Below are 26,249 nucleotides of genomic sequence, written 5' to 3' on the forward strand. Positions count from 1 at the left end.
TCAGCACGGCTTATGCATCATTTTATCTTTCTGGGTGTTACGCCTTGGTTGGTGATTTTTACAGGCTGTATAAGCCCATTGGCATCAAACACCAGTTTATCTATACAGGTTACGCGGTGGTTGCCATCGGTTTCGGTTAAAGGGCGGCGGTGGTAAATAATATACCAATCATCGGTACCCGGTACGTTAATTACCGAGTGATGGCCCGCGCCGGTTGCCACGCTGGGGTCCTGCTTTAAAATCACATCTATTTTTTTGAAGGGGCCGTTGATGTTATCGCCCACGGCGTAAGCTACGCGGTAATCGGGGCCGGTCCAGCCACCTTCAGACCACATGAAATAGTATTTGCCCTTGCGCGTAAACATTACAGGACCCTCTACATAGCCTTCCGGCGTAATCTCGCGGAAAAGGGTACCATCGGCAAGAGGTACAATGGCTGTAAAATCATTGTTCAGCTTCGCGATGTTGCAATGCCGCCAGCCGCCGTAAATGATGTAGTACTGCCCATCAGTATCCTTAAACACAAATTGGTCTATCGGCTGCGCCCCGTTGTAGAATTTATCTATTAAAGGCTTGCCCAAATAATCTTTAAAAGGCCCCTCGGGCTTATCGGCAACGGCAACGCCTATGCCGCCCAGGGTCTGGTCATTCTGGATATCGTTGGCACCGAAAAAGAAATAATATTTGCCGTCTTTTTTAACGATGGCGGGTGCCCACATGGCGCGTTTTGCCCATTTTACATTGGAGGAATCGAGCACATTGGCGTGCTTGGTCCAGTTCACCAGATCGGGCGAGGAGAAGGCATCGAAATGTACTTGTTGCTCATACTTATCAGAGTAGGTAGGGTACACCCAATATTCCTTGCCGAATATGGTAGCTTCCGGGTCGGCATACCAGCCTTGTACGATTGGGTTGCCCGACGTTTTTTTCTTAGCAGATTTTTGTGCCGATGCAAATTGCAGGCAAAGAGCAGAAAATAGTGATATAGTTATAAGTATTCGTTTCATGCTTATTTTAACGAGGCTACGATGTAGCCAATTAATTCTTTAATATAGGTGTTCCATTTGCCAAMCACGCCGGTATCGGGCCATATATCCATAAAAGATATGCTGCCTCGGTTTGTCTTATCATAATCGCAAGGGTAAGCCACAACCGGTATGCCCGCTTTTTTGAAGATGAGTAGTGCCCGCCGCATATGGAAAGCTGAGGTTACCAGCAGGTAGGGCGGCTTTAATCCTGATTTTTGCAGGAGGGGTTTTGAGAGCGACGCATTTTCGAAAGTATTGCGGGCATGGCTCTCAATCAATACAGCACTGTCGGGGATGTTAAGCTTACGTAGCTCGGCCTGCACGAAAAGCCCTTCCTGGAACCCATCGGGGTTGAGGTTGCCATTACCGCCCGTAAACAACAGGTGCGATGCGGTGCCGTTTTTCAACAGTTTAACGGCCTCGGTGTAGCGGTCATCAGCATCGTTGAAAAAGCCGTGCTTGTTTTCGTCCTCTGATACGAATCCGCCCAATAAAATAATGCTGCTGAATTTGGTATTGTCGGGGTTATAAGCCTTTACATCCCACAGGTTTGAGTAAAACTTAATCAGCAATGGATTGCCGAAAACGTAGATGATAGCCACCGCAGCAATCAACAGCTTGCGCCGCCTTTTAGGGTTTTTGGTAATGATGGCATACACCAACAAACCAAAAGCCCATATAAAAGGCAGTATAAGGATATATAATACTTTGGAAAGGATAAAATACATGGTATTAAATGGCGGTACAATTTAACTCATTTTTATGTTAAATGGGTTGTAACCTGTAATTTATTATACGCGTCTGATAACTTAAACGAAACAGTTTAAAAAACGCAGGAGGCAAAAAGGGCAAATGCGTTCGCGCAAGGATGGTGAGTGATGACAGGCCCGTGGCGTTTAATTACGCCCGGGCTTTGTTGTATAAATTGTGGGCGTACTCACCCGGCCGCACCCTTCTTATCAATGTCATTAAAGGGTTTTCCAAAGCTGGAATTTCCTGGAAAGTTATAGCTAAAACGGGCGCGGTTTACTGGAAAAAGCTGGAAATAATTCCGGGGGCCGAACAGGTATCATTTAGCCAAAAACGGCCACTCCAGCTTGGAATGGCCGTTTTTGCGTTTTTGCAGAAATAAGGTCAAAAACACCCAAAAAGCTAAGAAAAACTCCGAAAAACACAGATTTTTTACGGCTTTTTGGGTAAATTCAGGCTTGTAGAAGGAGGAAAAACGGCAGGCTGAGCTTTCCTCGGTAGGCTTAAGTTTGCCTGATTTATCCAACATTTTCTATAAAATACAACCGGACAAAAGGGCTCTGCCCGCTTACCTATACTACCACGTTCTCCATCCCGTATTGCTTCAATACATCGGCAGGCACGCCTTCCCATTTGTTGGGCGAGTTTCCCGCGAAGCCGAGGTCTTGTATCCCCATTTTGGTGGTAAAGAAGCCTGTAGCCGTTAAATCGCGCATGCGGTTAAAGAATGCTACACCCTGCTGCATTTCGGGTTTGGCTTTTGCAGGGTAGGCAATCTGGTCTACCAATTGTATTTGCTGCGCCGATGTACTAGCCACGAAAGTTTTGCCGAAGCGGTTGAGGCTCTGCACATCCAGCCAGCGTAAGCCGCCGCGCATAGGCAGTTGGTGCTCGGGTATATCTTTTACGATGAATTCGATGAATTCCGGCACCTTCGCATCCGTGGCACTGCCCGATTTATCGTCCTTAGGGATGATGATATCTGCCAGTATTGCAACGGTGGCCATCTCGTGGTCGGTAAAGAATTTATCGGCTAACAGCTTCTTTTCCCGTTCAACCTCTGCGGGTTGGCGACCGGGTGTGCCCTCCGCGCCATCAGTCACGGTTGCCGCCGTATTATTATTATCGGGCGTTTTGCAGGCTTCCAGCAATACCGTTGCCGATAGCGTGCCCAGGCCAAGTGCCTTTAGTGAGTCGCGTCTGTTCATGATGCGTTATACGTTGAGTTTTTTACGTTGAGCCAAAATATATTCTGCGGTGCGCATGCTTAGGGCCAATATGGTCCAGGTGGCGTTTTTATCGCCCTGCTGTACAAAGGGTGCGGCATCTACCACGAACAGGTTGCGGCAATCATGCGCCTGGCAATACTTGTTCAGTGCCGATTTGGATGGGTCGTTACCCATGCGGATAGTGCCAACCTCGTGGATGATCTTGCCGGGTGCTTCCAGCCCATAATTGGTGTCGGCACCTTGTTTAGGGCCGTGTATGGCACCCATGTTATGCAGTACTTCTTCAAAGGTATCCTGCATGTGCTTTGCCTGGTTTATTTCGTCGTTGGTCCAGGTGTAGTTAAAGCGCAAAACCGGGATACCGAATTTATCAACCACATTAGGGTCTATCTCGCAATAGTTCTCGGCACGGGCAATAGCGGTACCACGACCGGCCATGCCCACCTGGGTGCCAAAAAAGCGGCGGTAATCATCTTTAAGCGATGCGCCGTAGCCGCCGGCTTCTTTAGGTTTGCCATCCCTATCGGGCACCAGCCCGTTCATTTTATGCATGTTGAAGCCAAAGCCGTACGATGGCATGTGCAAGCCGCCGCCGTATTCGATATGATACCCGCGCGGGAAGTTGAGTTTCTTATTATCCAGCCACCATGGCGAGTAGATGTGTACGCTGCCCACGCCGTCTTCGTTGTAGCGTTTGCGATCCAGCAATTGGGGCAAAAAGCCGCCCGCGCTTGAGCCTGTAGAATCGTGCAGGTATTTGCCTACCACACCGCTGCTGTTGGCCAAACCACCCGGATGGGCAGATGATTTGGAGTTGAGCAATATACGCGCCGATTCGCCTGCGCTGGCACCCAATATCACCGTTTTGGCGTTTACCTGGTACTCCTGCATATCGTCTTTACTTACATAGGATACGCCGGTGGCCAGGCCATCCTTATCCGTCAATACCTCGCGTACCATGGCGTTGGGTATAACCTTCAGGTTACCGGTTTTGATGGCCGGTATAACCAGGCACGATGATGCCGAAAAATCGCCGTAAATTTTGCAGCTGCGACCGCATTGCCCGCAAAAGAAACAGGCGCCACGGTCTTTATTGCCAGGCAAGGCTTCGGTAAGTACCGATCCGCGGCCTGGGATGACCTTTACGCCCGCTTTGCGCGCACCCTGCGTTATAAACAGTTCGTTCAAACGCGGCTTTGGCGGTGGCAAAAAGATGCCATCCGGTTCGCTTTCTATATTTTCTTTGGTGCCGTAGATGCCTATCAGGCGGTCTACCTTGTCGTAAAAGGGTTTTACGTCGTCGTAGGTAATCGGCCAGGGATCGGTGAGCCCGTCTGTCGGCTGGAAATCCTGCGGCCCCATCCTGAGGCTTATGCGGCCCCAATGGTTGGTGCGCCCGCCCAGCATACGCGAGCGGAACCAGTAGAACTCTGTTTTATCTTTAGTGGTATATGGTTCGCCCTCTATCTCCCAGCCGCCGAACGCCGCATCGAAGTCGCCGAAGGGCCGGGTACTGCTTGCGCCCCTGCGTGCCGATTCCCATGGCCATTTCAATTGCATCGAATCTTTCTGCGGATCGAAGAACGGACCGGCCTCAAGCATCAATACTTTAACGCCTGCATTGGCCAGTACATAGGCAGCCATGCCACCGCCCGCGCCCGAGCCTACCACCACCACATCGTACGTGGTGCCCGATTTTTTTATCTGTAAATCTTCCATTAGAAAATATCCCGGTTGAGGGTCGTGCCTAAAGTTGTTTTATGGAGATGTTTTTGTAGCAAACTACCGCGCCGTGGCCCTGTAAAGCAATATGGCCTTTAGGATATTTGGCAAAACCTTCCCATGTTTTGAATTTGCTTGCGTTCAGCATTTCGGTCCACTCGGGGCTGCCTATGGTTACATCAACGGTTTGCACGCCATTTAGCCAAAAGGTAAGATGGCCGTTCTGTTTACGTAACTTTACCTTGTTCCATTCGCCGGCTGGTTTTGCAGCGGTGGCAGGTGCGCCCTTCATATCATATAAGCTACCAGCCAGGTGGGTAGGATTTTTATTATCTTCAGCTTCCTTATTGTCCAAAACCTGCATTTCGATACCGGTTAAGTAAGTAGCGTCTAATGATGGGTCTTCGTGCACGCCGAAGATGATACCGCTATTGCCGCCTTCGGCAATCTTCCAATCTATGCTCAGCTCAAAGTTTTCGTATTCGGCATCGGTAAGCAAGTCTGCTGCCTCTGTAGATTTCGGGTCGAGCTGTAAAGCGCCATCAACTACCGACCACGCGCCCGCGCCTGTTTTGTTGTATGAGTGCCAGCCGGTGGTGGTTTTGCCATCGAATATTTTCGTTGTTTTTTGGGCAGATGCCGTGTAACCGATTGCCGATAACGCCAAAGCGCTTAAGATTAATTTTTTCATGCTGTTTCGTTTTAGCAGCACGAGCGGGCTGCGTTTTTGTTTAGTTTGGTAGTAAAAGTAGTATTTATTTTATTGGATGCTACGTTAACGTGCGATCATTCTAAAAAAGTATAAACCCTAATAAAGGTAAGAGCCGGGAAAGGTGCCATATGACTTATCGAGTCGCCTTTCCCGGTATCTTGTTGTCGTTATAGCTTGGGTATCCTGGTAGGCGCATCCTTGCCGGCTACTATAGAGCGCGAACTCAAGGCTATTGCCCTTATGGTTGCCACGATGTTGCTTACATCCATGCTGCTGAACTCATCTTTAACCGAATGGTATAGTTTATCGGTATCAATCTGGTCGGTACTGATAGTGTGCGCGGGCACGCCCAGGGCGGCCAGCGTTGCGTTATCGCTGCGGTAGAATAGATTCTGTTGCGGGTAAGGATCCGGGTAGAATTTGAATGCCGTGCCCTCCAGATTGCTTTGCAGTATCTTGCCAAAATCCGACCGCTCATAGCCGGTGATGAATGCCGAATTCTCGCCGAATTTGGAGGCCTTGCCAATCATTTCGATGTTGAACATGGCTACCACTTTATCTGGGTCCATTTGTTTAGAGAAGTATTGCGAGCCGTAACCTCCAATTTCTTCTGCGGTAAATGCCACGAAGATGAGCGTGCGCTCGTTATTGTTCAATTTTTTGTAATACTTGGCCAGCTCGATAACAGCGGTTGTACCCGATGCATCATCGTCGGCCCCGTTGGCAATGCTATCGCCCTCCATTGGTTTAAGGATGCCCAGGTGATCGTAGTGGCCCGAGAATACCACGTATTCATCCGGCTTTGATTTGCCGGAAATCATCCCCGCAACGTTGAACAAAGGTTTCTCTTCGGTTTTGGCTTCGTAGTTAACGGTAAGTGATTTTACATCGTCCATACCGGCCATCACAAAAACAATAGGATTATCTGCACCGGCAACACCTTTAAAAGATGTGCCTCCGCGTTTTGCGCGCGCAACCAACCTTTTAAACATGGCCGAGTAGCTGGTATCTACCAGTACGATACTCGTCTTGCTGTTTTTTAATATTGCCTGGTATTCGGCTATCAGGTTTTTACCAGCGGCAATTTTCACCACCTCCACACCATCAAGACTGGCCCAGTTGAACGAGCCTGATGCGTTAACTGCAAACTTATCAGCCGACACATCGCTACCGTTCAGGGTAACCTTGGCGCTTACAGGCGTGGTGCGCAGCATGCTGAAGTTTTGCCTGAAGCCCTTTGCGCCCGCAAGCGGTTTTATGCCCGCTGCCTTAAATTCGCCCTCGATAAAGGTTGCCGCTTTATCAATGCCCGGCGTAAAGGTACCGCGGCCTTGCATATCGTCGGCACTGAGCGTTTTGATGATGCGTTCTACGTCATCCTGTTTTATCAGTTTGTCTACGTCCTGCCCAAAGCTGTATGCCGATGTTGCCACCAGGGCAAGGGCTGCTATAAATTTTTTCATGCTTATTTTACTTTTGATGATAACCAGTTGTTGCGGAAATCCTGTTGTTCTTTAGTCAATTCGCGGCCTGCTTTTTCAAACAGTACCACTTCGTAGGCCGGGTTTTCTTCCAACGTGATGACGGTTTCGTGTATGCCTGCGCGGTTTTTAAAGGTAACGGCAATCTTATCGCCTGGCTTTTTGCCAGCCAATACCTCGGTAAAGGCGGCAGCGTCCTTAATATCCTTGCCATCGGCTTTGGTTATCACGTCGCCTGCATCTATGCCGGCCTTGTATATAGGCGTACCCGCAGTGGTGTTGGATATGATGGCAAAACCATCGGCATCGCTCACACGCGCCTGCCCCGAGCGGCCACGGCCACCGGCTCCTCCTAAGGGGCCAACCCAGCCTTTACCCGGCTGCGCACGGCGCAATAGCATACCTGCCTTGGCCAGCAAAGCTTCGTAATCGTTCTTCTCAATACCGTTTATATAGCGTTTAAAGAAATCGGCAGCAAATTTGGGGTTCTTGGTGAGGCTGCCTAAATCTGATTGTAAGTCGGCAATGGTATAAGGGCGCATGGTTTTGCCCCTTGCCAGCCATACCTGGCGCATATAATCGTCCAGCGTGAGATGGAACTCGCTGCGGAGGCGCAAATCGAGCGCGAGGGCCGTTGCACCGCCATAGGTATAATAGCTGGTGAACATATTGGTTTGGTTGTTCGGGTCGATAGATACGCCCGCATCGGCAAACACAGCGTAGCGGCTGGCATCAGCAGGAGAATACTTCGCTGCGCCCTGGGTGTTTAACGCCTGGTTCACCAAACCGGCTATGGTGCGGGTATAATCTTCAACGGAGTTGATACCGGCCCTGGCCAAAACCAATTCGCCGTAGTATTGGGTAAAGCCCTCGGCAAACCAAAGTTCCGCGCTGATATTGGCGTGGGTAAAGTTGAATGGCTCCAACGACTTGGGGCGGATGCGCTTTACGTTCCAGCTGTGGAAGTATTCATGCGAGAACGTACCTATGAGCCTGGTCTCAAAACCCTCTACCTTTGGCGCAGGCTGTACGATGATTGTAGAGTTGCGGTGCTCCATGCCATCGCCCGATGTATTTGGATGTACGTCCTGCAAAAAAGTGTACTCGCCATTATCGTAAACAGGCAGTTCGCCAAAAACGGCTTTTTCTTCCAGCACCATCTTCTGCACCATTTTGGCAAAATTATCAATCACGGCCTGGCTATCGTCTGAGTGGGTGGTAAGGTTTATCTTCTCGGGCTTGCCGTTGTTATCAACCGTCCAGCTGTTTATTTTGTAGGCCGATAGCTCAGTAGGGCTATCCATCAGGTATTGCAGGTCGGGCGCGCTGTAAACGTTATCGCCTTCGGGTTTCAGCTGGGTGGCTACTTTCCAGCCATACTTGTCAGCATCATTGAACTGTATTTTGATGGGCCTTTCGGTTTGGCCTTCTGCCCACATCAGGGTGGCTGGCATGTTGAGGTGGGCGTGGCTGGCATCAACACTGGCGTAGGTACCGTCGGTCCAGTTGGCAAAAAGTGTATAGCTTATTTTTACGGTTTCGGTAGTGCCTTGTATCTCGTAAAAATCGCCCTCTATTTGTTTGATAATCAGCGGCACGTTATCGGCACCTGTAGCTTTTAAGTTATAGATATTCTTGCCGAATTCGTGCGTCGCGTAACGACCGGGAGAGGAACGGCTCATGTGTATCTTGAGCGCACCGCCGGGCGCCTGCGGAATGGTAAGCAGTACTTCGGCTTCGTGGTGTACCGCGTTAGGGAATGAGATGGTATAGTAAATGGCCTTTTGCTTTTGGGCCATAGCCGATGCAGCCAGCATAGTAGCTGCCGCAAGCGTAAATAGTTTCTTCATGAAATGGGTAAATTACGGCGTTGAAGTTAACATTTAATAGCTAAACGTTTTCTATCAATTTTATTACAGGAAGGAGAATGGTGAGTAGGGAGTGGTTGATGGAGGTATGCGCTTACCTTTCATAGATAAGCACTTTGTCTTTCTCTATAAAGGGATACAAGTGAGCAGAAACACCGTTTGACGATACAAGGTCAACATTTTTATGAAGTTTGTCTTGTAAATCGGCCTGCATGGTTACGAAACCAAGCCCTATGTGCGTAGAATAATCAAGGTCTACCAGGATATCCACATCGCTATAAGCATCAGCTTCATTGCGCGAATACGAGCCAAAAAGATATGCCTTTAAAACCGGTTGGGTTTCAAAATAATCTTTTACAATGGCTATATCGCTGGCTGATAACTGCATATCCAAATATAACAAAATTTAATATTTGATTTACTTATATACATCAATCATAACTCTGCCGCCCGAAATCGAATTCGGATTGCGCCGTGATAACCCGCTTTCGCCGGTCAATATCGGTATCAAGGTTATGGTCGTATGTGCCATCGGTAACAGCTATCTCGCGGTCTTTATCCTTATCGGCAAAATGCACGTTCGCCTCGGCAATTTTGGCGATGGCGGTATCGTACGGGCCCTTTGGCGACATTAGTTTCACGAACACCGGCAAACATTCGAACAGGATAAACAGGTAACCGATAAAAGATATAGCCAGATAAGTATCCAGATCGCGCGAGCCGTCTACGTTGTACGAAAGCTGCCCAAGCGCCCAGTTACGATCGGCAAAGCCGGCCACGTTCGACAGGCTATCCAGCTGGTGCTCATTGAAAAGGCGGGTGGCGTTCACACCTTCATAATCTTTGCGCCGGCTTAGGTAAGTATCCATCTGCCCCAGGTTATCAGTCACCGTTTTCAGGCGGTCTTCTTTCTCTTTAAGCACCTGCTCTTTTTGCTTGGCGTAGGTGCCATACCCGGTGATGCCAGATGTTTGGTTGGTTTTATCGCCAAAAACCTCCTGGTTTAGCTGGTAGCGCGAGCGATTGATGTCGCGTTCCAGTGAATCTTTTTCCTTTTTCAGGTCGGTATTCTTGCCCAGCTCCTGTGCATATTTCTGAGAGTAGGTTTTCTGCAGCGAATCTATCTTGCTGTGCTGCCCTTTTAGGTAAGCCGTCTTAAGTTTCTGGCGTATTTCTTTGTCGAAAATCTTCAGTTCCAGCGGGCGCGAGATAACCACGCCTATCATAATGGCCAATAATATCCGCGGCGAGGCCTGCAATATCTGCTGGTTGGTACTGCCCTCTTTGTTTATGCTGGATACGATGTACCTATCCATATTAAAGATTGCCGTGCCCCACAACAGGCCGAAAAGTATAGCGAAGCCAACGGCAAAAGCATCGCCGCTGAATACGAAATACATAGCATAACCGCCTGATAACGAAGCAAACAGGGCCGTGAAAAATATAGTAGCCCCAATGCCTACGTATTTATTATGCTCTATGGGGTATTTCTTTAAAGTATCTATATGCGCTCCGGAACAGAACCAAAAAAACCGGTTAATCTTCTTCATTTAAACTAGCAATTGTACTATATACAATTACCTATGAAACGCACTTAGCCTCTTATTGTTACAAAAACCGGCCAATTATTTGATTGAGAAAAAACATACCTTTGGCTAATAATAATAATTACGATGAAAGAAATTAGCGTACAGGAACTAAAAGAGAAATTAGATAGCGGCGAAGATTTTCAACTGATTGATGTTCGCGAGGATTTTGAATACGAAACCTCTAACCTTGGCGGCAAGCATATCCCGCTGGGCGGCATACTGATAGAAGCCGACCAGGTTGAGAAAGACAAGCCGGTGGTAATCATGTGCCGCAGTGGCAAACGCAGCTCGGTAGCTTTGCACCAGCTTGAAGCGCAGGGATATACCAATCTTTATAATTTAAAAGGCGGCATTTTAGCCTGGCAGGCCGAAATTGACCCAACCATAAGCGTTTATTAATATGGGCAAGAAATTAGCGCTAAACGTACTGTATAACGTATGCATATTTGTTGCCCTGGCAATTGCATACGAGGGCGTTATACGCGGGCAGTACGCTTACCTGTTGGCCTCAGTTTTTATAGTAGCCGTAGTTATCGCCCTTAAAATGAAGCTATTAAAAGAGGTGAAGGAAACCACCCGGAAGCCTTAAAATCACCCTCTCCAAAATAAAGCGGCGCGTTGGTAACAATGCGCCGTTGTTATATTCTAATACCTAAATACCTTTCTATTTAAACTCACCCCCACCCCACCCCACCATGTTTTTAGCAATAGTTGGCATCATTATTCTTTTTGTAGGCGTACTGGTAAAACGTTCTCCCGAGCCTGCCGGTAAATTTGGCGGCATTGTGGCCGTTGTTGGCGGGCTTATAACCGTATTGGGACTAGGGCTATCGTCTGTAACAGTGATAGATTCCGGTCGTGTTGGCGTGCAGGTGCTGTTTGGCAAGGTACAACCGGATGTTTTGGAGAGCGGGCTGCACTTTGTCAATCCGCTGGTAAAGGTTACTAATTTTGATGTGCGCACCCAGAACTACACCATGAGCGCCCAGCATAACGAGGGCGATATAGCCGGCGATGACGCCATACGTGTGCTATCGTCTGACGGGTTGGAAGTTACGGTTGACCTTACGGTGTTGTTCAATGTACGCTCCACTAAAGCTCCTTTTATTTTACAAAGCATCGGGCCTGATTATGTTAATAACATCGTGCGTGCGGTAGCAAGGACCGCCATACGCGATAACGCTGTTAACTACGCAGCGGTAGACTTATACTCGGTAAAAAGGCAGGAATTCCAGAACAGGATAAACCGTACCATTGCCGCCAGCTTTACTAAACGCGGACTTGAACTTGAGCAGATATTGATACGTAACATCTCCTTACCATCATCTGTTAAAGCCAGTATCGAATCGAAGATAAACGCCGAGCAGGAGGCTCAGAAGATGACCTTCGTGCTGCAAAAAGAACGCCAGGAAGCCGACCGCAAACGCGTTGAGGCACAGGGCATTGCTGATTATCAAAAGATACTTTCTACCGGTTTGTCTGACAGGCAATTACAATACGAAAGCATCATAGCGCAGAAGGCGATTGCACTATCACCGAATGCTAAGGTTATCATCATCGGCAACAACAAGGGGACGCCAATATTGCTGAGTGACAGGTAATGATTTATTGCTGCTTAAATAGCTCGAATCGATAGGTTATGGAGTATTCTATTTTTAAATTTTCGGATATCTTCAGTCTGAAACTTCCATCTGACTGGGCCGAATACGATGATGGGGATGACCTCGCCGCATTTTTCAACACAGTAAAATGGAGCGGAAATTTAAGAATAACTCCGATAGTTGTGGAATCTTCAAAAACAGCTTCGTTAGTAAACTCTCAGCTGATAAATAAACCAAGTGCGACTATGGTTACATTGGGAAAATGGCAAATGGTTTTTTACAGCAGCATCTCTAGTGATGCAGAGAACTTGATTTATTATTGGATTGCCGGTAAAAAGAGCACATTGTTCGTGTGTTCTTTTACCGTAGACACATCAACATGCAACTCCGAAGAAAGTCATAAAGAATTATCTGTTGTAAAAACTATTTTGTCAAGTATAGCACTTGAATATTAATAGGTCAATTCTTATTAAAGGCTAAACTTCAGCAACACCCTCTACCTAAAATATCCCGCATACTCCGCCGGTATCTCTTTTATAGGCTTGATTATGATATCTTTATAGTAAACTTCCGCGGCTTCGCTTTGTAGTTGCAGCTTGCCATGGGTGAGGGGTTTTATCACGTCGCCATCTTTGTAGCGGGAGTTTTTTAGGGCCATTACTACTTTGCCATTTACGATGTGCAGGCTTTTATCGCCGTAGGTAATCAGCTCAATTTCATTCCATTGGCCTATGGGTTTATCCATTTTGGTGCCGGCCTCGCAAAAGCCGCCGTTGCCTGTAGAGCCGCCCAGGGATGTCCACTGCCCGTTCGGGTTGAATTTGTAGCTGCTGTCTTTCAGCGCTTTAGCATCCGCCATGGAGCTTGACTGCGACCAGTAATCGCCGGTGCTGTTCTCTACCACCTGGAACTCCTGGCTCAGCATCCAGGTGCGGAACCATTCTACCCCGCATTTGCCCTGCGAGTGGTATAGTAAACCGCTGTCTTTCAACTCGTTCAACCTTGGCACCCATTTTTTAGCGCCCCAACGGAATTTCAGTTTCAGGTGATAATTGGCAAAATCCTGCTTGGTAAAAAGACAGCCGTATATCTCGCCGGTAATTTTCAAAACAGGCTGTCCATCCTCCATTACTATCGAGAACACATTGTTTTTGTTTACGTTGTACCCTATCGGTTTGATTTCCACACCATTACTATCTACCGGGGGCTTGCCATTGTAGCCCACTTTGTGGTAAAAGCTTTGGTAAGTTTCCCATTTGCTGAGGGTTTTATCCAGCAGCGGGGTCCATTCAGAAGGAATTTGAAAGGAGGTGCCCGAGAGCAGCAGCACCATGAGGCAAAAGCAGGCTGATAACTTTTTCATATGATAATTTATGGTTACTAATTTCCTGAAATTAAACCGTTGCGCCTAATGCAAAAACACCCAAAAATGCGCAAAATTACTGTCGAAAATCTCCGTGTTTTTATAACAATGGGCCATAAAAAGGGATGTTTTTATCAAAAATTGAGCATCAAAGCGCCCGATAGTTTAAACCCCTTCCTGTCCACCCCGTTTAGTTGGGTTTTTTCGGTTTGGCCCGCGGTCAAAAACAACTCGTCTACCCCCTCGCCGGTTTGCCAGGTAAAATATCCCGCACCGATATTCACCCCGATATTTTTGGTGATGGCGTATTGCAGGGCTGCGCCGGCATCCAGTCCGTAGCCATTGGCAGTATGCCGGTAGCTCACCGGGTGTTGGAACGATGGGATAAGGTTCCAGTCGGCTTTGGCTTTATAGTCGGCCTGGGTATAACTAACCGTGGCGGTGGCACTCAGCTTTTTTGTGAGCCGGAGTTGCGCCAGGGCTTTCACGAAGGGACCTTTCCAATCGGTATCGTACATGCTATTCAAATCGGGGTATTGGCCGCTGCGGTCGTACAGATGCAGGGATTGCTTACCGGCATAATAGCCAGCATAAGGCGTAAGCGAGAATCCATCGGTATGGATTAACTTATAGCCGATCCCTGCGTAAATATCCCGTGTGAAGCCTTTGTCCGCATCGAACAATTGGTCGTACGCCGGGTTGGTACGGTTATCGCCGTTATAGTCGTTATCCCGTACGGTGCCCGATTTTATCGCCGTGCGTTCGTACCCACCCGTGAGAAGCAACTTGCCCCCAAAATTCCATTGCAGGGATGCCGCTAACGATTGCCCGCCCAGCTTCTTCCATTGCAGCTCCGAATAGATATTGGGATTCTGCCCATCCTGGTTCCCAGCGATCGACCATTTGACGTCCTCGCGCTGGTAATCTGTAGACAGACTAACCTGCAGCTTATCCGGCTGGCTTTGCGCGTGGAGCACCCCGGCAAACGCCAGGGCATAAATAAGGGCAATAAGATGTTTCCTCATCAGGTAAATAATACAATGGTATTGGTTCGGCCTTGGCAAGCCATAAATGCAAGCTAAAGCTAAGGCATTTTTTTGGGATTGCAATTTATAGGATATCGATGGGGTTGAAACTTTGGGTGTCCGAAAGATTTTTTCAATTCCTCTCTTGAGAGGGGGCGCGGTGGATGGTGTTGTGGCAGGGGTGTGTTCGCCACCATGCAACGGCGCAATGCATAGCGTAAAACACACCCCTTCACCCCTCTCAAGAGGGGAATCGCACATCCCCCGCTTTGGAAATCCCCCCCCCCAACCCGCTAACCCCCTCTTTTTTCCCCCACAAATACCTATATTTAAAAAAATTACCAACGCTTCCCACATGAAAAAACTACTACTGCTTGCCTTAACCGTCATATCCTTATCTGCATCGGCCCAAAACGCCGCTACCCGTAAACTCATCAGTGCCAAAGCCGATGCATTGCAGGCTAAGATTGTAGCCTGGCGGCGCGATTTCCACGAGCACCCCGAGCTGGGCAACCGCGAGGTGCGCACGGCAGGCATTATTGCAGCCCATTTAAAGTCGCTGGGGATAGAGGTGCAAACCGGCGTGGCCACAACCGGCGTAGTAGGTATCTTGAAGGGCAGCAAACCCGGCCCGGTGGTGGCCCTGCGTGCCGATATGGACGCCTTGCCCGTTACCGAGCGGGTAGACCTCCCTTTCGCATCCAAAGTAAAAACGCAATATAACGGCAACGAAGTGGGCGTAATGCATGCCTGCGGGCACGATTCGCATATGGCCATACTGATGGCCGTTGCCGAAATATTATCGGGCATGAAGAATGATTTGCACGGCACCGTGAAATTCATCTTTCAGCCGGCAGAAGAGGGGGCGCCCTTCGGCGAGAAAGGCGGCGCCGAGCAGATGGTAAAAGAGGGCGTGATGGATAACCCGCATGTGGATGTGATCTTCGGCCTGCATATCAACTCGCAAACCGAGGTGGGCAAACTCGTATATCGCCCGGGCGGCATTATGGCCGGTGTAAGCGACCTGCAGATCATCGTTAAAGGCCGCTCGGCACATGGCGCATACCCATGGAGCAGCGTTGACCCGATGGTGGTATCGGCCCAGATCATTACCGGCTTGCAAACTATTGTAAGCCGTAACGTGAATATCACGGAGAACCCGGCCGTGGTTACCATAGGGGCCATTACGGGTGGTACGCGGTTCAACATCATCGCCGAAAGCGTGAAGATGCAGGGGACCGTGCGCTACTTTACCCAAAGCGACGAGAAGCTGATAACCGATAATGTGCGCCGTATTGCCACCAAAACCGCCGAGGCTTACGGCGCAACCGCCGAGGTACTGCTACCCTACAGCAACCATTACCCCGTTACCTTTAACGACCCTGCTCTAACCGCCATGATGCTGCCCACACTGGAAGGCACTGCCGGTAAGGACAATGTGAGCCTGCGCCCACCCGTAACCGGTGCCGAAGATTTTAGCTTTTTCCAGCAGAAGGTACCGGGCATTTTCTTCTTTTTAGGCGGCATGCCCAAAGGCAGTAACGCGCTGATAGCACCATCGCACCACACGCCAGATTTTTACATCGACGAAAGCGGTTTCGGCCTGGGCGTAAAAACCTTGTGCAATTTAACACTGGAGTATATGGCCATGAAAAAATAAGGCGGCTGATGGATAGAGCGTATAACGCAATGATATTTAAGTTAACGAAAAGAATGAGCTCATTTTTGATAGGGGCAATGTTAATAGTGTCGGGATGCACGAACCCGGATACGATAGTAGATAAATCTACCATACTGGGTAACGATTACAGGCTGTGGCAACAAACACCCGCCTGGGAGTTGGCCAAGGCGGTTAAAAACAATGATTTGGAAGATATTAAAAGCCTTTCCAAACAAGATGCCCGCTTAGTCAATTACCAGGAGCCTGTTTACGGGCAAACCCTCCTTCAGCTAGCTGTTTATAACGAGCAATACGAAACGGCCAAAAGTTTATTGGATAATGGAGCAGACCCCAATTTAGCCGATAAAAATTATGCATCCACGCCGCTGATGGAAGCAGCAAACATCGGTAGCGGCACTTATCATTCTGATGCCCGCTTTATAAAGCTATTGCTTGAGCGGGGTGCCGACCCGAACATTGTGCAGCATGGCGGAAAACGGAAAACAAGGGATAATGCGCTGCTGGTGGCTTGCACTAGGGGAAATATAGAATATATCAGTTTATTGATAGCGGCAGGTTCTAAGTCTAATTTTACGAATGAATATGGCGATAGCCCCTTGCATCGCGCTGCTCTTGCGGTGTCATTAAATGGCGACCCGGAAATCGTGTCTTTCCTGATTAGCAAGGGTGCGGATGTGCATGCGGTTATGTACGTAACAAAGCCCGAAGGCGTAAAAAAATACCTGACGGACGAATTGAGGTACTGGCGATTTGAAATAGGCTCTAAACAGCACCAAAAAAAGATGGAAATTGTTAAGTATCTCCAACAGCAAGGCATGGATTATTGGAAAACGCCCATACCGGAAGAGTACATCCCAGATGAATCTGCCGATTATCTAAAGCACTATTAACCTTGAAACGCATTACACTCCCTTGCCTTTTAGTATTGGCCATGGCCATAGGCTGCGGTCCCTGCGGCGGCGTTAAGGTGAGCGTTGAATTACCGCCGCCGCCACCACTCAGCAAGGTTCCACCGCCGATGCCGATAGCACCGGATAGCGAGTACCTGGCTTTTGACAGCTTAATGCTTAACGGCAAGTTGCCGATGGAAAGTGAGCTGCCGGAGGCTACACGCCTACTGGGGACTCAATATAAATTAGCCAAAGCTACCCGGTACCAAATTGATAATGCGTATTACGAAGACCTGTTTACCTCTTGCACGTTTAAGGGCCTGGAGTTTGAAAAGTATGGCGATACGCTTATCCTGAGGAATATCGATTTCGATAAGAACCCGGCTTTATCTTTATCTTCGGCCAGGCTGTCGTTAAACGGCACTACAACTATTCAAACTTTGCAAAAGGTATTCCCAAAAGCTTTTGCCAACGAATTGAGTGGTACCGATATGGACAAAACCATGGCGGTGAGCATATCGGCCATGGGTATTGCGCTACAGGATGACTGGATATTATATTTCGACAGGCGCAGTAACCGACTAAAAAGGATTTATCTTTGGGTTGATAACGATTTGAATCCGCCTACGCCAAAACGGCAATAACATAGCTGCCTGCGGCTAAACCTAAATATGGCTTTCTACGATTTTCACCTCGCACCCGAGCCTTTTTTCAAATTCTTCTATGAAATCGTCGTTAAGGTCCGCCCAGTTCCAAAAGGTAAAGCCAAGGTTGCTGAATCCCCATTGCGGTTCTATTTCATAGTCATTTATGTCGCTTGCATTATGGCATAGCGGGCATTCCAGCAGCGAGTTCCCATTTTCCGAAAAACCCGAGAAGTCCCATTTTTCTGTGAGTATATCCTCACCGCATTGGGGGCAAACGAAGCTATCCAACCCGTTCTCTCCCGTATGAAAAACTGTTCGCTCGGTGACAACTTCAAGGCCGTTAGTTATCAGGCCAAAAGGTAGGTACTCTGGTTCATCGGTTAATGCCTTAGCACCTGTGTCTATTGCGTAGCCCTGTGCGGATGACAGCACACAATCAGATTTATTGGGCTTGATGGCTCTTATCGAAACCAGCCAGTCCACTATCTCGGTAGCTTTCGATAACCTATCGGGATAGTCGGCAACTTTAGGTACGATGGATGTACTGGTATCGCTCATATGCAGGTATAGTTTTGGCCAATTTACTTGTTAAGGTTGCTTTTTCCAAAAGATAATTTTGACAGTCTGGTCGCTTTTTTCGCAGCAACAGGCTAAAAAGCATTTATCTTTGGGTTGATAACGATTTGAATCCGCCTACGCCAAAACGCCAATAACCATAATAAAACCTAAGCCATGCTAAAAACTGCCTTTACCACCACGTTATTGCTCACCTGCTTTGCCGCAGTTTTTGGGCAAACAAAATATCTCGACCGTAAAATCATCGACCGCATCACAGACAGCATCGAAACAGAAGGCAAGAGATTATACCGCTCAGAATGGGCATCATGGTACGGTACGGATATTTTTAGGGAGAAATGCGCAGCTAAAAGGCCGCTCGCCGCCGGCTATATATCTTACGAAACAGCCGAAGGGATGTATAATATCTTTTATAGCAAAGGCGAGCAACCTAAAGTACTTTGCACTATATTTTTTGGGAATGATTTCAATCAGCAAAAATACACACTCGATACCGTCCCGCGGCTTTTTACTGCCGTCGAAAAAGATTACTTCGATATCCGCACGGCAGCGATAAAAAGAATGGGAACCGATACCATTTTTAAATTTTACCAAAATACCAGCCTTAATCCGGTACCAATTATACACGATGGGAATAAAAAAGTTTATGTGCTTACCGGCACAAGCCAAAGCGGCGTAGTGCTTTTTGGAAACGATTACTTGTTGCGTTTCAACAACCAAAATGAAGTGGCATCAGTAAAAAAACTGCACAATACCTTGTTGGTTATGAAAACGGGCAACGCTCAAGACAGTTCAAGAACAACAAGCAGCTTCCATTCGCACGTAGAAGGGAACGACCCGTTTATGACGGCCACAGATATATGTACCATGATGTTGTACCAGCACTACACTGCCTGGGTTACCATGGCAGTGATTTCTAAAGACTATATGTCGAGCTGGGATTGCCAAAGAAGAAGGCTGGTAATACTCACTATGGAAGCCTGGGACAAGATAAACGCCGACCAGAAAACCCGGCACCCTAAACAATAAGAACGCTGTGGGGAGGGGTAATACACACAAGCCGTGCAACGCTTACACGCCTCGTCCCAAAAACATTTAGATTTGTCAACTTTTTAAAAGTTGACAAATCTGATTAGCACACTCCTTCAAATACAGACTCCTCTTGGCCAATCTTCTTTTCATCTGCAGCAAAAACCAATGGCGCAGCCCAACGGCCGAGCTATTGTTTAAAAACCATCCCATTCACCAGGCGCGGTCGGCAGGTACCAGCGCAAAGGCGAGGGTACGGCTGAGCCAAAAACTGCTGGATTGGGCCGATGAGGTTTTTGTGATGGAATACAAGCACCGCGAGATCATCAAAAACAACCTAAAGCTGAACGGCAAAACCCTTGTTGTGCTGGGCATTGAAGATGCCTACCAATTCAACGACCCGGAGCTGGTGGGGATATTGAAGGCGAGTTTGGTGGAGTATTTGTGATTTATCCGTCTGTCATGTTGGGGTTTTTTCAACACCCTTTGCTAAGCCGCTTTGCGTGCCGCCCACTTGCCGTGTGGGGTACCGAAACAAGTTCGGCAAAGACGCGGTAGGTTGAGTTGTTTAAAACCACCGTCACCGCCCCGCACCCCAAACAAATCCCGCCCCCATTTTGTATAAGCATAAAACATTATTTCGGCTATCTGCCGTATAATTTGCAGGCAGGCCCAAAGCTTGCTGATGCTTTTCGTAACATTGCATAAATTTTTGTTGTTGACTGCTACCGCCAAGAAAATTCTTTCCTATCTGCTTAAGGCAGCCATTCTGGCCTTGGCTTTTTATGTTATTTACCATAAATTCCTTAACAAGAACTCCGATATCAGGCAATTTGAAGATTTGATTGCGCGCATCAGCCGCACGCAGGTGGTGGTAACGCTATCCGCAGTGGTGCTGTTGATGTTCCTCAACTGGTTTCTGGAGAGCCTTAAATGGCAGTATCTTTCTAAGCGGCTGGTGGATATCACGGTATGGGAAGCGGTGGAAGCCGTTTTTTGCGGGCTCACCTGGGCCATATTCACGCCCAACCGTATCGGCGAATTTGGTGGGCGCGTAATGTTTTTGCCCAACCGCAAGCGTATCCATGGGGTGTTTGCTATGGCGGTCGGCGCATTCGCGCAAAACGTTATCACCAATGTGGCGGGCGTATTGGCCTCGCTGTGGTTCGCCTATGAATTTTTGCACCTTAACATATGGGTGTATTTGGGTATCGTGGGTTTGTCGCTTGCGTTTTTGGCCTTGCTGCTGGTATGCTATTTCAACATTACCTGGCTGGTAATGCTGTTGGATAAGATAAAATTCCTGCAGAAATACCACCGCTTTTTCGATATTATGGGCCGCTACAATGGTAAGGAGCTGCGTTCAGTTATCGCTTATAGCCTGGCCCGTTTCGCGGTGTTCTCGCTCCAGTATTACCTGGTTATTCATTTATTGCTACCTGCCTTGCCATTTATGCCCATGATGCTTACCGTTGTGGTGTTCATATTTATCCAGTCGGCCCTGCCCTCGTTGGATCTGTTAGACATCGGCGTGCGCAGCTTTACCGCCATGCACTTGTTTTTGTATATTACCAACCAGCAAATAGCTATCATTGCAGCGGTATCATCTATCTGGCTTATTAACTTAATCATACCGGCAATTATAGGGTCGGTATTCGTACTAAAACTCAAATTCTTTGATCGCACATAGCATCGTTTCCCTTTTTCTCACCGGCCTTTACCTGCTGGTACTTGCTTACCTTATTAAAGGATGGGCCGCCCTTAAACGCCCCATTACCGATGGCGCAAGCCTGACTACCCACGTAACCATACTCATTGCCGCGCGCGATGAAGAAGAACGCATCCATTACACCATTGAAGATATTATAGCGCAGGACTACCCCCGGCATTTGGTGGAAGTAATCATCGTTGACGATCACTCTACCGACCGCACCGCCGAAATCATCAGCAGCTACGCAGCCCATGGCATTAAGTTGATGCAGTTGCAGGCCGATAAGCCGCTCAATTCCTATAAAAAGAAAGCCATTGCCGAAGCTATCGCCCAATCTGCCGGGGAGCTGATGGTGGCCACTGATGCCGATTGCCGCATGGGGCCGGCTTGGCTAAGTAGTGTAGTGGCTTATTACGAAACGCATAACCCGGTAATGATATCCTCGCCTGTAACTTATTTTGAGGAGAAGACTTTGTTCGAGTTGCTGCAAACGCTCGAATTTTCATACCTCATCGGTATTGGTGCGGCTTTTATTGGCAATGGCAGGGCATCAACTTGTAATGGTGCTAACCTGGCCTACCGCAAAGATGTTTTCAACGAGGTGGGCGGCTTTAAAGGCATAGATGATCTGGCATCGGGCGATGACGAATTGCTGCTGCAAAAAGTGGCGGTGAAATATCCCGACCGAATAGGCTTTTTAAAGAACCGCGATGCTATTGTTTACACCCATGCCAAGCACACCCTGCAGGAGTTTCTGCAGCAACGCCGCCGCTGGGCATCAAAATCTACCAAATACAAGGATAAATGGATAGTGGCACTGGCGGTTTGCATCTGGCTGTTCAACCTCAGCTTGCTGGTAAATGCGGGCTTAAGCTTTTACGATGTGTTTTACCTGAAGCTACTAGGCGTGCAGCTTTTGCTTAAATATATTTTCGAGGCGGCATTTTTGCTGCCCATTACCACATTTTTTAAGCGCGCCAACCTTGTTGCGCTGCTTATTATACTCATACCCATACACGTAGTGTACTTTGTTTACGTGGGCCTTATTGGTAATACCCGCAAGTACGCCTGGAAGGGCCGCGTGGTACGGTAACATCATTTACACAAAAAACAAACAAATCCTGTTTAGAATAAATTATTCATTATTTTAGGCTGCCTATTATAATAATGCAACACAACCAGGATAACTCCGGAGAAGACGAACTGATCAGGCTGCTGCTAAAGCGGCAGTCGGAGTTGAACGCGTTATTGGAGATAACGCGGGCGATCAATAAAAACACGTCTACGCCGGTATTGATACAAATGCTGGAGGTGATATTGCAGAACTACCTACAGATAGGCAAATTCCGCTTCCTTATCGCAAAAGACAACGTTTACACTTGTATATCTAAATACGGCGGGCAAATAGAAACGCCCGGCGTATTGAATGGCACCTGGGCTCATCTCAGCAAAATAAAATCACCAGCGGCCTTACACAACAATGCCGACCCGGTGCTGAGCAATTACGAATATTTTATACCTATATACCATAAAAACAAGGCCCTGGCATACGCGCTCATCGGCGAGTTCAACACCACGGGCGAAATGCTCAACAACGACCTTACTTTTATCCAAACCCTCATCAACGTAATCGTGGTGGCACTGGAGAATAAGAAGCTTTTCCGCGAGCGGCTGCAGGCCGAACGTTTCCAGCGCGAGATGGAGCTGGCCGCAGAGGTGCAAAATATGCTGGTGCCCCTGAGGGTTTATAAAGAGGTAGGGGTAGAAGTTGGTGCCAAATATCTGCCGCACCAAAACATCGGCGGCGATTATTTCGACTTTTTCCGCCTTAACGAGGATGAGTTTTTATGGTGCATTGCCGATGTTTCTGGCAAGGGTATCTCGGCGGCCTTGCTTATGGCCAACTTCCAGGCAAACCTGCAGGGCCTTGCTGCCATAGAAGACGACCTTACCACCCTGGTAGAGCGGCTGAATAAGCTGGTTATCCATAATACCAAAGGCGAGCGTTTCATTACCCTGTTCCTGGCCCGGTTCAACCAAAAAACCCGCAAGCTTAATTATATCAACGCCGGCCACAACCCCACTATTTTGTATTGCAATGGCGGCGCAGTGCCCTTGCGGCTGGGCACAACCATGATAGGGGCGTTCGACGAATTGCCCTTTTTAAATGAAGGCGAGATAGATATAGAGCCCGATAGCCTGTTTTTTAACTACACCGATGGCCTGATGGACCACGAACTGCAAAGCGAAAAGAGCTGGAGCGAAGAAGACCTGCTGGATTTTGTGTTAGCCAATGGCAACCTAACGCCCGATTGTTTCAACGATGCTGTACTCAACCACATCAACACCGTAATAAAAGGCAAACCCATTGATGATATTACCCTGCTTACGGTAAGAATAACATAGTGTAGATGTGCAGATTTCAGATTACAGATGTGCAGATGAAGTTCCTATCATATAAAATATGAAAATTCTTTACCTCTTCCTTATTACATTCAGCATCGCCACCATCAAACCGGCCGAATCCATTAAACCTGTTAATAAACCGGATGCCGATTCCACCCTCATCAAACTAAAAGCAAAAAAGGCGGCTATCGATAATTATTTAAATAAACATAGTAAACAGACCATAGTGCTGGTAAAAACTCCTGGTAAAAAGAACCTTATGAGGGTAATGAACGAAAAATGGCCAGACGAGATTGATTACACTATTAACCTGTTGAAAGATAAAGCCGGCAAGGTGATTTTTATTGAGCAGTCGCCCTACAGCGAGAGTGGGGATTGGGATATTGTATATAGGCACTATTTTGACGGGAGCGGCAATACTATTGCCTTCTACAGGTCCGAATCTATTTTCGACGATAATATAAAAGGCGGTGTAGCGAGAAAAGAACTACTGAAGTATTACGATCAAGCAAAGTCTATTGCGCAAATCAGTGCCCTGCTCAACGTGGATTGGAAGCCTTTAAAAGCAAAGGAAAGCGACTTGGAATTCCGCGATTATAAATACAACATCTATAAAAACTTAAAAGATTGCCTCGCTGGTTACGGCATCAACAGTATAAAGTAGCCATCCTACTAATCAAAAGCTCCCCCTTCAGGGGGCTGGGGGGCTAGCCATTATCCTAATCTCCTTTGGATAGTAATTATTGATGCGGTTAGGCAGCAACTTTGCCCAGCCTAAGGCAAGCCCTTCGTATTCCATCAGGCTCCAGCCCTTTTCATTTATGGCAATATCAATATTATCCCGGCGCAGGTATTGTATGGCCTGGTCTTTATTTAGGGCGGTAGTTAGTACGGCATCTTTATTAATAGCAAGGCTCAGGGCTAGTTCGTGGTCGGGTATCAAATCACGGCCGGCCAGTTTACCAATCCGCACGCCCGACTTTTTGATGTAAAGATGCTTGTGCAGCAGGTTAAGACCGGCCTGGTGTTCGCGATTAATGGCCAGCCAGTCATCGGCCACTTTAAAGTAGTAGAAATTATCCGGCTGGTTTATATAGCTGCGCACGATATCCAGTTCGGCGGCTGCCAGTTTCTGCTGGGCGTTGTTTTTATAATTGCTTACACCGCCAGTGCTTTCCTTTTTGCGCAGGCAGGCAGCAAACAAACCTTCGCCCAATACCTGGCCAGGGTAAAAACGGTAGCCCCATGCTTTTTGCAAAGGCGATTCGGTTTCTACAATCCCCCACTCCTTATATATAGGTATGCGGATGCTCTCCATATCAAATTGCTCGCACAACCAATCCACGATATCCTCATTCTCCTGGTGCGAATAGCTGCAGGTACTATATATAAGGTAACCATCCTCTTTTATGGCGGGATATATGTCGGCCAGTATGCGCTCCTGCCGCTGGTGGCAAAGGTTTACGCTGCCCTCGCTCCACTCGTTCATGGCGGCTGGGTCTTTACGGAACATGCCCGAGCCCGAGCAAGGCGCATCTACCAGTACTACATCAAAAAAACCTTTAAGCCCGGTAAAATCGCGTGGGTCGTTATTGGTGGCGATGGTATTGGCGGCACCCCAGCGACTAAGGTTATCCGTTAATATAGGTACGCGTGTTTTAATGATTTCGTTCGCCACGAGCAGGTCGGTACTGTTTAAGGCGGAATTAAGCAGCGTACTTTTGCCGCCGGGAGCAGCGCAAAGGTCCAATACTTTAATAGCATCTTCCTTTTCGGGGCGGATGCTTTTCAGGATATGATCTATAAACATAGAGGACGCCTCCTGTACATAGTAAGCACCCGCGTGGAACAATGGGTCGAAAGTAAAGGAGGGGCGGGTATCCAGGTAATGGCCCTCTGCGCACCATGGCACTTGTTCGCCCGTTTTAATGCCCGCAGGCTTAAATGGGTTCAGCCGGATAGAAGTAATTGAGCTGCCGTTTTGGTGCGCATCAATAAAAGTTGTCTTATCATAGCCGGGTTCGGCGTTCAATTGCTCCAGAAAATGTGGTGGGAAAGTGCTTGCGTCCATATGTATTTCAAACTTACGGAAAAAAAACCGCGACTATTTGGTGTTTTTGGGCAGAATTGCATAGGGCGGACGCGCGGTATTGCGCGTTTCCGGCACGAGTGACAAGGCCGCGGGATGATCTAATACCGGCGCATAGGTGTTGCCACGCACAATGGTAGCCTTCCTTTGCAATTAATTTACAATGAGTTACAGCGTTGTTTTAAATATTTGAAATTTCTTTTGGACGGAGAGGCACTTTCTCCTTACATTTGTATCCGCTCAAACGAAAGGGGCGTTGTTTTTTGAACATCAGGCAGATAGAAAAAAGTTAAAGAAAAGTGATTATTTCACTTGACAGAAACCAAAATAATCTGCACCTTTGCAGCCCGCAAACGAGGTAACACTCGCCGGGAAGTACATTGAAAAGCAAGCTTGAAAAAATAAAATAATAAAGTTTGCAAAATCCAAAAGGTTTTTTACCTTTGCAGTCCCAAAACGAGGGAGCGGAAATTAGAGATAAGGGAAGCAAAAAACGTTAAAAAGTTGAGAGCAATTCGAGACTAACAAAATACAGAAGGCAACATCATCTTAGGATGAAAAAGCATATAGGATGTCTGCGACAGACATTCCGAACAAGTTCTTAAAAGAGATAGAAAATGAAATTATGCAGCGTAACGGCCGGAGGGTTGTTAAGCTGAGGAAAAGAAGCTTGAGATTGATAGAGGGATAATGTAAGAGAATATTTTTTTTACAGATTTCTATTGATTGAGTTTAATAGGGTCTGGATTTGAACAACACATTATACAATGGAGAGTTTGATCCTGGCTCAGGATGAACGCTAGCGGCAGGCCTAATACATGCAAGTCGGACGGGATTTGGGAGCTTGCTTCT

General features: G+C 47.7%; 26 protein-coding genes and 1 rRNA gene. 14 read left to right on the forward strand and 13 right to left on the reverse strand.

The genetic code is table 11. The annotated features are described in order from the left end of the window. Window positions 1-17: 17 nt before the first annotated feature. The 9 genes from AC1DYT_RS25620 to AC1DYT_RS25660 form a co-directional block, all read right to left on the reverse strand. Window positions 18-1,007, reverse strand: a complete 990-nt coding sequence (locus AC1DYT_RS25620; RefSeq protein WP_477472333.1) for a glycoside hydrolase family 43 protein — start codon at window positions 1,005-1,007, stop codon at window positions 18-20. Between the two features lie 2 nt (window positions 1,008-1,009). Then, the gene (locus AC1DYT_RS25625) at window positions 1,010-1,756 is read right to left on the reverse strand and encodes a YdcF family protein (RefSeq protein WP_477472334.1); all 747 of its coding nucleotides are present in this window, start codon (window positions 1,754-1,756) and stop codon (window positions 1,010-1,012) included. Between the two features lie 594 nt (window positions 1,757-2,350). Further along, window positions 2,351-2,986: a gluconate 2-dehydrogenase subunit 3 family protein gene (locus AC1DYT_RS25630; protein WP_477472335.1), complete on the reverse strand. Its 636-nt coding sequence runs from the start codon at window positions 2,984-2,986 to the stop codon at window positions 2,351-2,353. A gap of 6 nt (window positions 2,987-2,992) precedes the next feature. Then, window positions 2,993-4,726, reverse strand: a complete 1,734-nt coding sequence (locus AC1DYT_RS25635; protein WP_477472336.1) for a GMC family oxidoreductase — start codon at window positions 4,724-4,726, stop codon at window positions 2,993-2,995. A 28-nt stretch (window positions 4,727-4,754) separates the two neighbouring features. Then, window positions 4,755-5,420, reverse strand: a complete 666-nt coding sequence (locus tag AC1DYT_RS25640) for a 3-keto-disaccharide hydrolase (RefSeq protein ID WP_477472337.1) — start codon at window positions 5,418-5,420, stop codon at window positions 4,755-4,757. Between the two features lie 188 nt (window positions 5,421-5,608). Then, entirely contained in the window at window positions 5,609-6,904 is a 1,296-nt protein-coding gene (locus AC1DYT_RS25645) for a M20/M25/M40 family metallo-hydrolase (protein ID WP_477472338.1), read from the reverse strand. 2 nt (window positions 6,905-6,906) lie between these two features. Further along, the gene (locus tag AC1DYT_RS25650) at window positions 6,907-8,772 is read right to left on the reverse strand and encodes a M61 family metallopeptidase (RefSeq protein WP_477472339.1); all 1,866 of its coding nucleotides are present in this window, start codon (window positions 8,770-8,772) and stop codon (window positions 6,907-6,909) included. Between the two features lie 112 nt (window positions 8,773-8,884). Beyond that, complete coding sequence (locus AC1DYT_RS25655; protein ID WP_477472340.1) at window positions 8,885-9,178, reverse strand: nucleotidyltransferase family protein; 294 nt, start codon at window positions 9,176-9,178, stop codon at window positions 8,885-8,887. Between the two features lie 43 nt (window positions 9,179-9,221). Next, the gene (locus AC1DYT_RS25660) at window positions 9,222-10,340 is read right to left on the reverse strand and encodes a DUF4407 domain-containing protein (RefSeq protein WP_477472341.1); all 1,119 of its coding nucleotides are present in this window, start codon (window positions 10,338-10,340) and stop codon (window positions 9,222-9,224) included. Between the two features lie 123 nt (window positions 10,341-10,463). Between AC1DYT_RS25660 and AC1DYT_RS25665 the strand changes: the two genes are divergently transcribed. From AC1DYT_RS25665 to AC1DYT_RS25680, 4 genes are all read left to right on the forward strand, one after another. Continuing rightward, the gene (locus AC1DYT_RS25665; protein ID WP_477462223.1) at window positions 10,464-10,778 is read left to right on the forward strand and encodes a rhodanese-like domain-containing protein; all 315 of its coding nucleotides are present in this window, start codon (window positions 10,464-10,466) and stop codon (window positions 10,776-10,778) included. A gap of 1 nt (window position 10,779) precedes the next feature. After that, window positions 10,780-10,968, forward strand: a complete 189-nt coding sequence (locus AC1DYT_RS25670) for a DUF6358 family protein (RefSeq protein WP_477462222.1) — start codon at window positions 10,780-10,782, stop codon at window positions 10,966-10,968. Window positions 10,969-11,074: 106 nt separating this feature from the next. After that, window positions 11,075-11,980, forward strand: a complete 906-nt coding sequence (locus tag AC1DYT_RS25675) for a prohibitin family protein (protein WP_477472342.1) — start codon at window positions 11,075-11,077, stop codon at window positions 11,978-11,980. 38 nt (window positions 11,981-12,018) lie between these two features. Next, window positions 12,019-12,435: a DUF3805 domain-containing protein gene (locus AC1DYT_RS25680; RefSeq protein WP_477472343.1), complete on the forward strand. Its 417-nt coding sequence runs from the start codon at window positions 12,019-12,021 to the stop codon at window positions 12,433-12,435. A gap of 41 nt (window positions 12,436-12,476) precedes the next feature. Here AC1DYT_RS25680 and AC1DYT_RS25685 read toward each other — a convergent pair whose 3' ends face one another. Both AC1DYT_RS25685 and AC1DYT_RS25690 read right to left on the reverse strand, forming a co-directional pair. Next, on the reverse strand, window positions 12,477-13,343 hold the full coding sequence (locus tag AC1DYT_RS25685; protein ID WP_477472344.1) for a 3-keto-disaccharide hydrolase: 867 nt from the start codon (window positions 13,341-13,343) through the stop codon (window positions 12,477-12,479). Window positions 13,344-13,477: 134 nt separating this feature from the next. After that, on the reverse strand, window positions 13,478-14,368 hold the full coding sequence (locus tag AC1DYT_RS25690) for a hypothetical protein (protein ID WP_477472345.1): 891 nt from the start codon (window positions 14,366-14,368) through the stop codon (window positions 13,478-13,480). Window positions 14,369-14,723: 355 nt separating this feature from the next. Between AC1DYT_RS25690 and AC1DYT_RS25695 the strand changes: the two genes are divergently transcribed. From AC1DYT_RS25695 to AC1DYT_RS25705, 3 genes are all read left to right on the forward strand, one after another. Continuing rightward, window positions 14,724-16,028: an amidohydrolase gene (locus AC1DYT_RS25695; protein WP_477472346.1), complete on the forward strand. Its 1,305-nt coding sequence runs from the start codon at window positions 14,724-14,726 to the stop codon at window positions 16,026-16,028. Between the two features lie 86 nt (window positions 16,029-16,114). Next, window positions 16,115-16,939 carry an ankyrin repeat domain-containing protein gene (locus AC1DYT_RS25700; RefSeq protein ID WP_477472347.1) on the forward strand — a complete coding sequence of 275 codons (825 nt, stop codon included), beginning with the start codon at window positions 16,115-16,117 and terminating at the stop codon, window positions 16,937-16,939. Between the two features lie 2 nt (window positions 16,940-16,941). Next, complete coding sequence (locus AC1DYT_RS25705) at window positions 16,942-17,583, forward strand: hypothetical protein (protein ID WP_477472348.1); 642 nt, start codon at window positions 16,942-16,944, stop codon at window positions 17,581-17,583. A gap of 21 nt (window positions 17,584-17,604) precedes the next feature. Here AC1DYT_RS25705 and AC1DYT_RS25710 read toward each other — a convergent pair whose 3' ends face one another. Continuing rightward, on the reverse strand, window positions 17,605-18,144 hold the full coding sequence (locus AC1DYT_RS25710; protein WP_477472349.1) for a hypothetical protein: 540 nt from the start codon (window positions 18,142-18,144) through the stop codon (window positions 17,605-17,607). A gap of 174 nt (window positions 18,145-18,318) precedes the next feature. Between AC1DYT_RS25710 and AC1DYT_RS25715 the strand changes: the two genes are divergently transcribed. The 6 genes from AC1DYT_RS25715 to AC1DYT_RS25740 all read left to right on the forward strand — a co-directional run bounded on the left by AC1DYT_RS25715 (window position 18,319) and on the right by AC1DYT_RS25740 (window position 23,972). After that, the gene (locus AC1DYT_RS25715) at window positions 18,319-19,191 is read left to right on the forward strand and encodes a hypothetical protein (protein ID WP_477472350.1); all 873 of its coding nucleotides are present in this window, start codon (window positions 18,319-18,321) and stop codon (window positions 19,189-19,191) included. 133 nt (window positions 19,192-19,324) lie between these two features. Next, complete coding sequence (locus AC1DYT_RS25720; protein WP_477472351.1) at window positions 19,325-19,639, forward strand: low molecular weight protein tyrosine phosphatase family protein; 315 nt, start codon at window positions 19,325-19,327, stop codon at window positions 19,637-19,639. 237 nt (window positions 19,640-19,876) lie between these two features. Further along, complete coding sequence (locus AC1DYT_RS25725) at window positions 19,877-20,881, forward strand: lysylphosphatidylglycerol synthase domain-containing protein (protein WP_477472352.1); 1,005 nt, start codon at window positions 19,877-19,879, stop codon at window positions 20,879-20,881. Then, a complete protein-coding gene (locus AC1DYT_RS25730; RefSeq protein ID WP_477472353.1) occupies window positions 20,868-21,995 on the forward strand; it encodes a glycosyltransferase family 2 protein in 1,128 nt (375 codons plus the stop codon). Before AC1DYT_RS25725 ends, AC1DYT_RS25730 begins: the two co-directional genes overlap by 14 nt. Window positions 21,996-22,069: 74 nt before the next feature. After that, window positions 22,070-23,308, forward strand: a complete 1,239-nt coding sequence (locus AC1DYT_RS25735) for a PP2C family protein-serine/threonine phosphatase (protein ID WP_477472354.1) — start codon at window positions 22,070-22,072, stop codon at window positions 23,306-23,308. A gap of 58 nt (window positions 23,309-23,366) precedes the next feature. Next, window positions 23,367-23,972, forward strand: coding sequence for a hypothetical protein (locus AC1DYT_RS25740; RefSeq protein WP_477472355.1), 606 nt, complete (start codon window positions 23,367-23,369; stop codon window positions 23,970-23,972). Window positions 23,973-23,999: 27 nt separating this feature from the next. On the opposite strand, the gene AC1DYT_RS25745 is transcribed toward AC1DYT_RS25740, so the two are convergent. Continuing rightward, a complete protein-coding gene (locus tag AC1DYT_RS25745) occupies window positions 24,000-25,379 on the reverse strand; it encodes a methyltransferase RsmF C-terminal domain-like protein (protein ID WP_477472356.1) in 1,380 nt (459 codons plus the stop codon). A 782-nt stretch (window positions 25,380-26,161) separates the two neighbouring features. Here AC1DYT_RS25745 and AC1DYT_RS25750 point away from each other — a divergent pair. Further along, window positions 26,162-26,249, forward strand: a 16S ribosomal RNA gene (locus tag AC1DYT_RS25750); the annotation flags it as partial.

The sequence above is a fragment of the Mucilaginibacter sp. P1_D10 genome (genome assembly GCF_056406215.1).

What these genes read in the sequence shown, in the direction of transcription:
- AC1DYT_RS25620 (WP_477472333.1), bottom strand. Translation starts at nt 1,007, where the DNA reads ATGAAACGAATACTTATAACTATATCACTATTTTCTGCTCTTTGCCTG.
- AC1DYT_RS25630 (WP_477472335.1), bottom strand. Translation starts at nt 2,986, where the DNA reads ATGAACAGACGCGACTCACTAAAGGCACTTGGCCTGGGCACGCTATCG.
- AC1DYT_RS25635 (WP_477472336.1), bottom strand. Translation starts at nt 4,726, where the DNA reads ATGGAAGATTTACAGATAAAAAAATCGGGCACCACGTACGATGTGGTG.
- AC1DYT_RS25640 (WP_477472337.1), bottom strand. Translation starts at nt 5,420, where the DNA reads ATGAAAAAATTAATCTTAAGCGCTTTGGCGTTATCGGCAATCGGTTAC.
- AC1DYT_RS25645 (WP_477472338.1), bottom strand. Translation starts at nt 6,904, where the DNA reads ATGAAAAAATTTATAGCAGCCCTTGCCCTGGTGGCAACATCGGCATAC.
- AC1DYT_RS25650 (WP_477472339.1), bottom strand. Translation starts at nt 8,772, where the DNA reads ATGAAGAAACTATTTACGCTTGCGGCAGCTACTATGCTGGCTGCATCG.
- AC1DYT_RS25655 (WP_477472340.1), bottom strand. Translation starts at nt 9,178, where the DNA reads ATGCAGTTATCAGCCAGCGATATAGCCATTGTAAAAGATTATTTTGAA.
- AC1DYT_RS25660 (WP_477472341.1), bottom strand. Translation starts at nt 10,340, where the DNA reads ATGAAGAAGATTAACCGGTTTTTTTGGTTCTGTTCCGGAGCGCATATA.
- AC1DYT_RS25665 (WP_477462223.1), top strand. Translation starts at nt 10,464, where the DNA reads ATGAAAGAAATTAGCGTACAGGAACTAAAAGAGAAATTAGATAGCGGC.
- AC1DYT_RS25670 (WP_477462222.1), top strand. Translation starts at nt 10,780, where the DNA reads ATGGGCAAGAAATTAGCGCTAAACGTACTGTATAACGTATGCATATTT.
- AC1DYT_RS25675 (WP_477472342.1), top strand. Translation starts at nt 11,075, where the DNA reads ATGTTTTTAGCAATAGTTGGCATCATTATTCTTTTTGTAGGCGTACTG.
- AC1DYT_RS25680 (WP_477472343.1), top strand. Translation starts at nt 12,019, where the DNA reads ATGGAGTATTCTATTTTTAAATTTTCGGATATCTTCAGTCTGAAACTT.
- AC1DYT_RS25685 (WP_477472344.1), bottom strand. Translation starts at nt 13,343, where the DNA reads ATGAAAAAGTTATCAGCCTGCTTTTGCCTCATGGTGCTGCTGCTCTCG.
- AC1DYT_RS25690 (WP_477472345.1), bottom strand. Translation starts at nt 14,368, where the DNA reads ATGAGGAAACATCTTATTGCCCTTATTTATGCCCTGGCGTTTGCCGGG.
- AC1DYT_RS25695 (WP_477472346.1), top strand. Translation starts at nt 14,724, where the DNA reads ATGAAAAAACTACTACTGCTTGCCTTAACCGTCATATCCTTATCTGCA.
- AC1DYT_RS25710 (WP_477472349.1), bottom strand. Translation starts at nt 18,144, where the DNA reads ATGAGCGATACCAGTACATCCATCGTACCTAAAGTTGCCGACTATCCC.
- AC1DYT_RS25715 (WP_477472350.1), top strand. Translation starts at nt 18,319, where the DNA reads ATGCTAAAAACTGCCTTTACCACCACGTTATTGCTCACCTGCTTTGCC.
- AC1DYT_RS25725 (WP_477472352.1), top strand. Translation starts at nt 19,877, where the DNA reads ATGCTTTTCGTAACATTGCATAAATTTTTGTTGTTGACTGCTACCGCC.
- AC1DYT_RS25735 (WP_477472354.1), top strand. Translation starts at nt 22,070, where the DNA reads ATGCAACACAACCAGGATAACTCCGGAGAAGACGAACTGATCAGGCTG.
- AC1DYT_RS25740 (WP_477472355.1), top strand. Translation starts at nt 23,367, where the DNA reads ATGAAAATTCTTTACCTCTTCCTTATTACATTCAGCATCGCCACCATC.
- AC1DYT_RS25745 (WP_477472356.1), bottom strand. Translation starts at nt 25,379, where the DNA reads ATGGACGCAAGCACTTTCCCACCACATTTTCTGGAGCAATTGAACGCC.